General features: G+C 70.8%; 7 protein-coding genes. 4 read left to right on the top strand and 3 right to left on the bottom strand.

Annotated features, from left to right (window positions below; all coding sequences use genetic code 11):
- The first annotated feature begins 65 nt into the window (after window positions 1-65).
- Window positions 66-1661 carry a monocarboxylate uptake permease MctP gene (mctP, locus tag IE294_RS33245; protein WP_189892302.1) on the top strand — a complete coding sequence of 532 codons (1596 nt, stop codon included), beginning with the start codon at window positions 66-68 and terminating at the stop codon, window positions 1659-1661.
- Window positions 1662-1684: 23 nt separating this feature from the next.
- On the opposite strand, the gene IE294_RS33250 is transcribed toward mctP, so the two are convergent.
- Window positions 1685-4444 carry an AAA family ATPase gene (locus tag IE294_RS33250; RefSeq protein ID WP_189892304.1) on the bottom strand — a complete coding sequence of 920 codons (2760 nt, stop codon included), beginning with the start codon at window positions 4442-4444 and terminating at the stop codon, window positions 1685-1687.
- Between the two features lie 214 nt (window positions 4445-4658).
- On the opposite strand from IE294_RS33250, the gene IE294_RS33255 reads away from it, so the two are divergent.
- Window positions 4659-5222, top strand: coding sequence for a YceI family protein (locus IE294_RS33255; RefSeq protein WP_189892306.1), 564 nt, complete (start codon window positions 4659-4661; stop codon window positions 5220-5222).
- Between the two features lie 148 nt (window positions 5223-5370).
- Here the strand turns inward: IE294_RS33255 and IE294_RS33260 are convergent, their stop codons facing one another.
- Window positions 5371-6003, bottom strand: coding sequence for an amidohydrolase family protein (locus IE294_RS33260; RefSeq protein ID WP_268252825.1), 633 nt, complete (start codon window positions 6001-6003; stop codon window positions 5371-5373).
- A 338-nt stretch (window positions 6004-6341) separates the two neighbouring features.
- Here IE294_RS33260 and IE294_RS33265 point away from each other — a divergent pair, with 338 nt between their 5' ends.
- Together IE294_RS33265 and IE294_RS33270 are read left to right on the top strand one after the other, a co-directional pair.
- Window positions 6342-8042, top strand: a complete 1701-nt coding sequence (locus tag IE294_RS33265) for an amidohydrolase (RefSeq protein ID WP_189892309.1) — start codon at window positions 6342-6344, stop codon at window positions 8040-8042.
- Between the two features lie 50 nt (window positions 8043-8092).
- The gene (locus IE294_RS33270; RefSeq protein ID WP_189892311.1) at window positions 8093-8938 is read left to right on the top strand and encodes an LLM class flavin-dependent oxidoreductase; all 846 of its coding nucleotides are present in this window, start codon (window positions 8093-8095) and stop codon (window positions 8936-8938) included.
- Window positions 8939-9302: 364 nt separating this feature from the next.
- Here the strand turns inward: IE294_RS33270 and IE294_RS33275 are convergent.
- Window positions 9303-9543, bottom strand: a 241-nt coding sequence (locus IE294_RS33275) for an SDR family oxidoreductase (protein ID WP_189892312.1), incomplete at its 5' end; no start/stop codon positions are given.

Here is a 9543-nt window from a genome sequence, read left to right on the forward strand (position 1 = left end):
CACTTGATCGCCCTGTGGCCGGATATGCTGGACAGACCAGGAATGCGCGGTATGCAAGCCGTGCCATGAACCCGGTGTCGCTCGGCGTCTTCCTCTGCTTCTTCTCGCTCGTCCTGGTCATGGGATTCCTGGCTGCACGGTGGCGCCGGACCGCCGACGAGGAGAGCCTGGACGAGTGGGGTCTCGCCGGACGGTCCTTCGGCACCTGGGTGACCTGGTTCCTGCTGGGCGGCGACCTCTACACCGCGTACATCTTCGTGGCCGTGCCAGGAGCGGTATACGCGACGGGCTGGCCCGGGTTCTTCGCCATCGCCTACTCCAATCTCGTCTACCCGCTCGTCTTCACCTTCCTGCCGCGCCTGTGGTCGGTCTCCCACCGGCACGGATACGTGACCACGGCGGACTTCGTCCGTGGCCGGTTCGGCTCCAGAGCTCTGTCCCTGGCCGTGGCGGTCACCGGCATCCTGGCGACGATGCCGTTCATCGCACTCCAACTGGTCGGGCTGCGCGCCGTGCTGGACGTGATGGGACTGGGGGGCGGGAGCGACACCCTCACGGTCGTCAGGGATCTGCCCCTGCTGGTTGCCTTCGGCGTGCTCGCGGCCTGCACCCTCACCTCCGGGCTGCGCGCGCCGGCCCTGATCGCCTTCGTGAAGGACCTGCTGATCTATGTCGTGGTCCTTGTGGCGATCGTCTACGTTCCCTTCAGGCTCGGCGGTTTCGGTCATGTGTTCGCCGAGGTTCGCCGTACATTCGCTGAGGCCGGTCCGGGGACCGGGCTGCCGCGCGGCGCACTCGTCCCCACGGAGCGGGGACAGTGGACGTACGCGACGCTGGTCCTCGGCTCCGCGCTGGCGCTGTTCGCCTACCCGCACGCCGTCACCGCGACCCTGTCCTCCCGAAGTCGTGAGGTGGTTCGCCGCAACACCGCGTTGCTGCCACTGTACTCGCTGATGATGGGGTTGCTCGCACTGCTCGGTTTCCTGGCGGTCGCGGCTCAAGTCAAGGTGTCCGATGCCCAGTTGGCGGTACCGCAACTGTTCGAGGATCTCTTCCCCGCATGGTTCGCGGGCGTCGGGTTCGCGGCGATCGGCGTGGCCGCGCTGGTACCGGCCGCCGTCATGTCGATCGCGGCGGCCAACCTGTTCACCCGCAACGTCTACAGGGAGTTCGTCAAGCCGGACGCGACGGCCGAGCAGGAGACCCACGTTTCGAGGATCGCCTCCGTGCTGGTGAAGGCCGGCGCACTGATCTTCGTCCTGACCATGGACAACACCGTGGCCATCAACTACCAGCTTCTCGCCGGCATCTGGATCCTCCAGACCGTTCCCGCGCTGGTCGGCGGTCTCTTCACCCGCTGGTTCCACCGCTGGGCGCTGCTGGCCGGCTGGGCCGCGGGCATGGTGTACGGCACGGTGGCGGCGTACGGGACGGCATCACCGACGCGGAAGCACTTCGCCGGCAACGCCGCGGAGATCCCGGGCATCGGCGCGAGTGGCTACATCGGCCTCACGGCCTTCATACTGAACGTCGTCGCCACGGTGGCGCTCACCCCCTTGCTCAGGGCGGTGCGGGCGCCGGAGGGCGTCGACGAAACCAAGCCCTCGGACTACACGGCGGACCCGTACGGCGAGGTGGGCAGAGGGGCGCGTTTCCACTGATCCGGCCGTGCCCGTTGTGGTACTCACTGCGACAACGCGTCCCTCAGCGCGGCACGGGAGGTGATGCCGAGCTTCGGGAAGATGCGGTAGAGGTGGGTGCCCACCGTCCGGTGGGAGAGGTAGAGCCGCTCGCCGATCTGCTTGTTGGTCAGCCCCTCGGCGGCAAGCATGGCGATCTCCACCTCCGTGGCCGTGAGACTGCCGCTACCCCTCCCGCCGACGATCGGCAGAGGATGATTGCGGCCGGCGGCCCGCAGTTCGGCACCTGCCCGGTTGGCCCAGGGGGTGGCGCCGAGGCGCTGGAAGATGGCGAGGGCGGTGCTGAGGTGTGAGCGGGCTTCGGCCACGTCGCCGTCGCGGCGCAACCGCTCACCGTAGAGGAACTGCACGCGGGCGTAGTCGAACGGCCAGTGATGGGCGCCCGGGGCCGACACCGCGCGCTCGAACAGGGCAAGCGCCTCTTCGGCAGGGGCGGCGAGCGCTTCGGCGGCCAGGGTGAGCAGGGCGAGCCTGGGCGACAGGTCCGGCAGTTCCGCCTCCCGTATCGCCCGGGTGTGCGCCTTTGCCTCCGCGGTGCGGCCGGTCCGCACCGCCGCTTCCACGAGATCGAGAGCCACCCAGAGGGCGTGGGAGGTGTAGGGGGCCAGCCGGCCCGCGGGGCTGAGCCGGGAGGCGTGCTGGTAGGCGGCCTCCCAGTCCCCGCGTCCGGCGGCGGTGAGCGCTCTGGGGTGGTGTGCGGTGCGAGCCGCGCCGTGGGCCTTGCGGGCGGTGGTGACACGGGTGAGTTCATCGGCCCACCGGTCCGCCTCCGCGTCGCCGCGGACGGCGGCCAGCAGGGCCTTGTGCAGGTAGAAGAACCAGGTCACAAAGGTATAGCCATGGCTTTTGGCGAGTGCCAGGCCCTCATCGGCCAGCCGTTCGGCCTCCTCCCAGCGCCCGGCTGCGAAGTCGTCGAGGCCCAGGTGCAGCAACGCGCTCAGCGCGCTGCGCACGGCACCGCCCGACCGGCCGCTTTCGACGAGGGTCCAGGCCCGCGCGCGACAGCCGTCGAGCAGATCCAGGTAGATCGCCGAGGTATGGAGGCGGACCAGCTCATGCGGCTCCCGCCACTCCTGCTGGCGGTCGATCAGCTCGGCCAGGCGCCGCCGCTGCCCGGGCGACGTGCGGGCGGCGTCGGGCAGGGTCCTGCTCATGAGCAGCAGCAGCTCCGGGGGCCGCGGCCGGAGCCGTTCGATGGCGGCGTACAGCGGCGGCCAGTAGTCCTCCCGGCCGGCGAACCAGCACATCATCAGCAGTGTGTGGAGTGCCTCGACGAGGTCGGTGCGGGAGGCGTCATAGCCGTGGTCGCCGTTCTCGATGGCGGCGACGAGCAACGTGTGCGCCGCCTCGACGTCGCCGTCACCGTTGACGAGCACGTAGGCGGCGGCCGCGGCCGAGTGCAGCGAGCCGCCGAACCGTGAACCGACAGTGCGGATCTCGGCCAGCAGACGCGTGGCGGTGCCCAGGTCACCGGTGAGGTGGGCAGCCAGGTAGGAGGCCTGGGCCAGCCGTCGGCAGCGGTCGTCGGCGGCGGTGCTGAACTGCGCGGCGCGCACGAGAGCGGACAGCGAACCGGCCGCGTCACCGCGGCGGAGCTTGCGGTGGGCGGCCTGCTCGAGCGCGTTCGCGACCGATTCGTCGGCCCCGCTCGCCGCCTCGGCGAGGTGCCGGGCACGGCGCTCCGGATCGTCGGTGAACAGGTCGGCGAGCAGACGGTGGATCCGGCGCAACCCGGCTTCCTCGGCGCACTCCACCACCGCCAAGCTTACGAGGGGGTGACGGAACTCCACCTGCCGCGAGGCGAGGTCCACCTTGACCAGTTTCGCGCTCTCCGCCGGTGCGAGATGTTCCAGGGCGGGTTCGGCGCCGACGACCCGCTGGAGGATCCGCAGGTCACCGGTGCCGTCCTGGGCGAGGACGAGGAGGGCTTCCCGCGTCCGGGAAGGCAGCAGCGCGATGCGTGCCGCGAACGCCGACTCGACATGACGGGTGAGCGGGAGCACGTCCGGCAGCGTCGCGACGCCGGACAGCTGGTCGGGGCTCAGGGCCGCGGGCAGTTCCAGCAGGGCCAGCGGATTGCCGCGGGCCTCGGTGACGAGGCGGTACCGCACACCAGGCACCAGATGGGGGAACGCCGCGCGCAGCAGTTCGTCCGAGGCGGTCAGGTCGATCGGTCTGACCTGGAGGGCGGGCAGCCCGCTGCGCTGGAAGTGGTCGCGTTCGTCGTTGCGTGCGGCGGTGATCAGACCGACCCTGCTGCCGGTCAGCCGCCGGGCCACGAAACCGAGCGCGACCGCACTGGGGCCGTCCGCCCAGGGCAGGTCGTCCACGACGAGGAGCAACGGGCCCGACTCGGCCTGGCGGCGCAGCAGGGCGAGGCACGCGTTGAGGATCACCAGCCGTCGTGGGATCGGGCCGGTCAGCATGCCGAAGGCCGCGAGCAGCGCGTCGCGGAACACGTTGTCCAACTCCGTGAGCGCCGAGGCCATCGGGAGGAGCAGTTCGGCGAGTACTCCGTAACTGACGTCCCCCATGTACTGCACGCCGGTCGCCCGGATGACGCGTACGCCCTGTGCGGAGGCGAGGTCGGCGGCGGCGTCCAGCAGACGGGTCTTGCCCACCCCCGGCTCGCCGTAGAGGAACAGGGAGTCACCCTGGCGCCGGGACCGCTTCAGGAAGGCTTCGATCCTGCGCAGCTCTTCGGCGCGGCCGAACAATGACGGCGGAGGGGTCGCATCGTCCATGGGCACACCTCTGGAGGGTCCCACTGTCACCTCGGGCAACCTGGAGGAAGCGTAGGTGAACCATGGAGACTGACTGACTCTTTCATAGCATGTCCAACATACATGACTTAGTCTGTGAAGAAAGATGACAGATAGTGATTGAAACTTCAAAAGTCATGCCGGTATGTTTACAGACCTCGGCACATGATCCCTGGAACCTTTCTGGAGTACTTGCATGAGCACCTTCGACAGCCCGGACATCTCGGACCTGACGGGTGACTACGCGATCGACCCGTCCCACAGCACGATCGGTTTCGTGGTGCGGCATGCCATGGTGACCAACGTCAAGGGCGGCTTCCGGGACTTCACCGGCTCGCTGCACCTGGACGGCGCGGACCCCGCCAAGTCCACCGCCACGCTCGACGTGCAGATGGACAGCGTCGAGACCGGCAGCACCGACCGCGACGGCCACCTGAAGTCGTCCGACTTCTTCAAGATCGACGAGTTCCCGGTCATGACGTTCCGCTCCACCAAGGCCGAGTCCCTGGGCGGCGACGACTACCGCATCACCGGCGAGCTCTCCCTGCTCGGCGTCACCAAGCCGCTCACCATCGACCTGGAGTTCAACGGCGCCGCGAAGGACCCGTTCGGCAACGAGCGCGTCGGCTTCGAGGGCAAGGCCGAGATCCTGCGCTCGGAGTGGGGCCTGACCTGGAACGCGGCGCTGGAGACGGGCGGTGTCCTGGTCTCCGACAAGGTCAGGCTCCGGTTCGACATCTCGGCGATCAAACAGGCGTGACGGCAGGCGCGGCAGCGTGCCGATGCCGGACCGGCCGCCGGGCGAACCCGGTGGCCGGAGCCGTACACGACCACCCGACGGCCGTGCGCCGCGGGAGACGACCGTCGCATGGCCCGGTCCTGCGTCGTGACGGACTCCGCCCAGGTCGTCAGCGCACGCGCACTCCGGACCGGAAGACGCCGGCGACGTTCAGGAGGGCAGCGGCGTCAAGCGCCGGATCACCCTCCGGCACGAGGAGGTCGGCGTCGTAGCCGGCGCGGTTCCGTCCCTTCCGGTCGCCGAGTCCGGATGCCTCGGCCGCCAGCGCGGTGACGGTGGACAGCGCCGCCCCGGCGGAGAGGCCCAGTCCGCGGAGTTCGGCCACCGCGTGGGGCAGCACGTCGTGCGGTTTGAACGGGGCGATCCCGGCGTCGGAACCCACCACCAGGCGGGCGCCGCGTGCGTGCAGCGCTCCGTAACCCGCGTGGATACGGCCGAGCTGCGCGGCGATGGCCATCGGCGGCGTGCCCGGCGCCTTCGGATCGGCGCCCAGTGTCCCACTGACGAACACCGTGCCACCGGCGATCGCGGTCAGCACCTCATCGCTGGGATCGCAGCCCTCGGGCGTGAGGAAGCTGACGTGTTCCAGGGTGTCGACGCCCGCCTCCACGGCGTCGAGGACGGCCCGGTTGCCGTGCGCGTGCGCGGCCACGCGCAGAACCGGGTTGGTGCGCATCCTCGACCACCGTGCGCAGCTCGTCGACGGTGTACTGCGAGGCGTGCGGAGCCAACCGGGTGTCATGGCGCCCCCCGCTCGCCATGATCTTCACGACACCGCATCCCCGCGCGTGACGTTCCCGGACGGCCGCGCGAAGGGCTCCGTCTCCCGAGCGAGGGCCGAGCTCGGTGACCGGGAGGTAGGGGCCCGTGTCGTCGACACCGGTCACCGCTGCGATCCGACCGTGCTCGACGTGCGGCGCAAGGGGCCGGACCATACCGCACCGTCGAACATGCGGGCAACATGTATCACATATTAACTCATGTGCTTGCCCATAGTGACAACACTTCCTTGTGTCGGGCATCGCGCGACAGCATCATGACTTCCGCAATGTCACTACCGCGCTGTCGAGAAAGGCCGCGATGAACGACGTGCCCTATGTGGGCCGCAGGCGCCTGCTGAAGATGTTCGGACTCGGCGCCACCGCCACGACCGCCACGGTCCTGCAAGCCGATCCAGTGCTCGCCGCGACGCTGGGCCATGACGAACGCACCGGCGTCTCGCCCACCGGCTACAAAGCCCCCACCGGCCTCGCCGGAGACACACCCGCCAAGACCACCGCCGATTCCTGGATCACCTCCAACAGCCGGACGATCACGGAGCTGAGCGACGAGGTCTGGCAGCACGCGGAGCTGTCCCTGCGGGAGTGGAAGTCCGCACAGGCCCACGCCGCGCTGCTGGAGCGCAACGGGTTCCGCGTCACATGGGGCTCCGCCGGTTTCCCGACCGCGTTCGTGGCCACCTACGGCTCCGGCGGGCCGGTGCTCGGCTTCAGCGCGGAGTACGACGCCCTGCCCGGCCTCTCCCAGAAGAAGGGCGCCTCGACGCACGACCCGCTCGTCTACAACTACGACGCCTACGGCCCGACGTACGGCGGCGGCCACGGCGACGCCCACAACCTGCTCGGCGGCGCCGCCACCGCCGCCGCCGTCGCCGTCAGCAAGGCCGTCGAGGCGCACGGCCTCAAGGCCACGGTGAAACTCTTCGGCAGCGCGGGCGAGGAGCAGCTCGTCGGCAAGGCCTACGCCGTCAAGGCCGGGGTGTACGACGGCCTCGACGCCGTCCTCGACTGGCACCCGTTCAACGTCACGATGCCCTTCTGGAACACCACCAGCGCGCTGCTGTCGGCCACCTTCACGTTCCTCGGTGCCTCCGGCCACGGCGGCACCCCGCTCGGCAACAAGAGCGGTCTCGACGGCGCGCTGCTGATGGCAACGATGTCGGAGTACCTGCGGGAGAAGAACGTCGCGCCCTCGGGCCGCTTCCACTACGCCGTCATCAACGGCGGTGGCGCCCCCAATGTGACCCCGGACATGTGCTCCATCTGGTACTACGTCCGCGAGGGCAGCCCGGCCCGCGCCCAGGTGCTCTACGACAAGATCGTGGACTGCGCCAAGGCCGCGGCCCAGGCGAGCCAGACCCGGCTCGTGCACAAGTTCCACTCCGCCACCTGGAACCTGCTCGCCAACAAGGCGGGCGCCGAGCTGGTGTACGACAACATGCGGCGGATCGGCGCACCGCAGTTCACCGAGGACGACCACGCCCTGGCCAAGGCGATCCAGAAGTCGCTGGGCAAGCCCGAGACCGGCATGCCCACCACCATCACCCCGCTCGCGCCGCCCGCCGCCAACTACACCGGCGGACTGGCCACCGACGCCGCCGACGTGAGCTGGCAGGCGCCGACGGCCACGCTGCTCGCGGCGGCCTACCCGCCCGGACTGCCCAACCACAACTGGGGTGTCACCGCCACCGCCGCGACCCACATAGGCCACGAGGCCATGCTCTCCGCCGCACGCTACATGGCCGCCTCCGCCGTCGACCTCATCGAACAGCCCGACCTGCTCCAGGGCATGAAGGACGAGTTCAAGGAGCGCACGAGCGGGGTGACCTGGAAGAGCATGATCCCCGACGGCACCCAGCCGCCGCTGTACGAACCGCCCGCCGAGTTCCTCAAGGCGACCGGCCAGTCCTGGCCGCCCCCCGGCGTCACCTGGCCGATCCCACAGATCGTCGCCCAGGAACAGCTCGGCACCACCGGCCCCGCGCTGCCGCCGGTCACCTGACCCCGGCCGCGCCGCACTCCGATCCCGTCCCCAGAGAAGGAGCCCCGTCCATGAACATCGGCATCGGCCTGCCCATCGGCGATCCCAGCCTGCTGACCGCCTGGGCCCGGCGGGCCGATGCCGGTCCGTTCAGCTCACTGGGCCTGCTCGACCGGGTGGTCTACGACAATCCCGAACCCCTGGCCGCGCTCGCGGTACTCGCGGGTGCCACCTCGCGCATCCGCGTACAGACCGAGGTCCTCCTCGCCCCCACGCGCGACACGGTCCTGCTGGCCAAGCAGGCGGCCACCATCGACCGGATGACCGGGGGCCGGCTCGTACTGGGCCTCGGCGTCGGCACCCGCGCCGACGACTACTCGGCCGTCGGCGCCGACATGCGAACCCGGGGCCGCCGCCTGGACGAGCAGCTGGCCGTCATGCGCCGGCTGTGGTCCGGCGCGGACCACAGCGACGGCATCGGCCCGATCGGACCGCGCCCCTCCCGCCGGGGCGGCCCCGAGGTCCTGCTGGGCGGATTCCAGCCCGCCGCCCTCGAACGCGTCGCACGGTGGGCCGACGGCTACCTGGCCGCCGCGCCCGTGCCGATGGTCGCGGGCCTGTTCGACACCGTGCGCGAGGCCTGGCGGGAGCACGGCAGGGAGGGCCGGCCCCGGCTCGTCGCCCAGCTCAACGTCGCGCTCGGCCCGCAGCGGCTGCTCGACGAGGCGCGCGAAGCCCTGCTGAGCTATTACGCCTTCACCGGCGCGGCCGACCGGATGGCCGCCGGTCTCCTGACGACGCGGGCGGCGATCCGTGAGTCGATCACCGCCCTCGCCGACCTGGGCGCCGATGAGGTCGTGCTCTACTGCTACGGCCTTGACCCGGACCAGGTGGACCGGCTCGCCGACGTGATGTGAGACACCGGGGGCCCGGGTGGCCCGGCAACCGCCGAAGGTGCCCGTGCGCGTCCCCCGGGTGTGGGCACCGGCAGGTGTCCCTTCCGCCGCCCGTGCGGGGAGTCATCCGTTGCACGACGGCGCCGGCCCCTTGGCGTGTGCCGTGCCGAGAACCGGGCACCGGCCGCCGGTGCCGCGCGGCGCCGCCCACGCGGACGGCGGCCCGGGGAGCGTCACGGCGTCACCGAGGGCGTGACTGCCGCGGTGGACGCGGCCGGGCGGCGTGGCAGCAGGCAGCCGAAGGCACGCGCGATCCGCGCTCCGCCCGTGTCCCCCGCACCCGGTCCGTCCGTCGCCTGGGACACCACCGTGCACGCCCGGCTCCTCAGCGGCCGGAAAGGCTGCCTCCGCCGTCCACGCCGAGCACCTGGCCGGTGATGAAGCCGGCGTCCTCGCCCAGCAGGAAGGAGATGGCCGCGGCGACCTCCTGCGGGCGGCCGAAGCGGGCCATGGGTACGGAGCGCAGCACCCTGGTCTCCTCCGCGCCGCCCACCGGGTGCTGCGCGCGGAAGAGTGCGGTCTCCACCGGGCCCGGGGCGACCGCGTTGACCGTCACCCCGTGCTCC

Source organism: Streptomyces canarius (genome assembly GCF_014650735.1).
Classification (GTDB): Bacteria; Actinomycetota; Actinomycetes; order Streptomycetales; family Streptomycetaceae; genus Streptomyces; species Streptomyces olivaceoviridis.

What these genes read in the sequence shown, in the direction of transcription:
- IE294_RS33255 (WP_189892306.1), top strand. Translation starts at nt 4,659, where the DNA reads ATGAGCACCTTCGACAGCCCGGACATCTCGGACCTGACGGGTGACTAC.
- mctP (WP_189892302.1), top strand. Translation starts at nt 66, where the DNA reads ATGAACCCGGTGTCGCTCGGCGTCTTCCTCTGCTTCTTCTCGCTCGTC.
- IE294_RS33265 (WP_189892309.1), top strand. Translation starts at nt 6,342, where the DNA reads ATGAACGACGTGCCCTATGTGGGCCGCAGGCGCCTGCTGAAGATGTTC.
- IE294_RS33270 (WP_189892311.1), top strand. Translation starts at nt 8,093, where the DNA reads ATGAACATCGGCATCGGCCTGCCCATCGGCGATCCCAGCCTGCTGACC.
- IE294_RS33260 (WP_268252825.1), bottom strand. Translation starts at nt 6,003, where the DNA reads ATGACACCCGGTTGGCTCCGCACGCCTCGCAGTACACCGTCGACGAGC.
- IE294_RS33250 (WP_189892304.1), bottom strand. Translation starts at nt 4,444, where the DNA reads ATGGACGATGCGACCCCTCCGCCGTCATTGTTCGGCCGCGCCGAAGAG.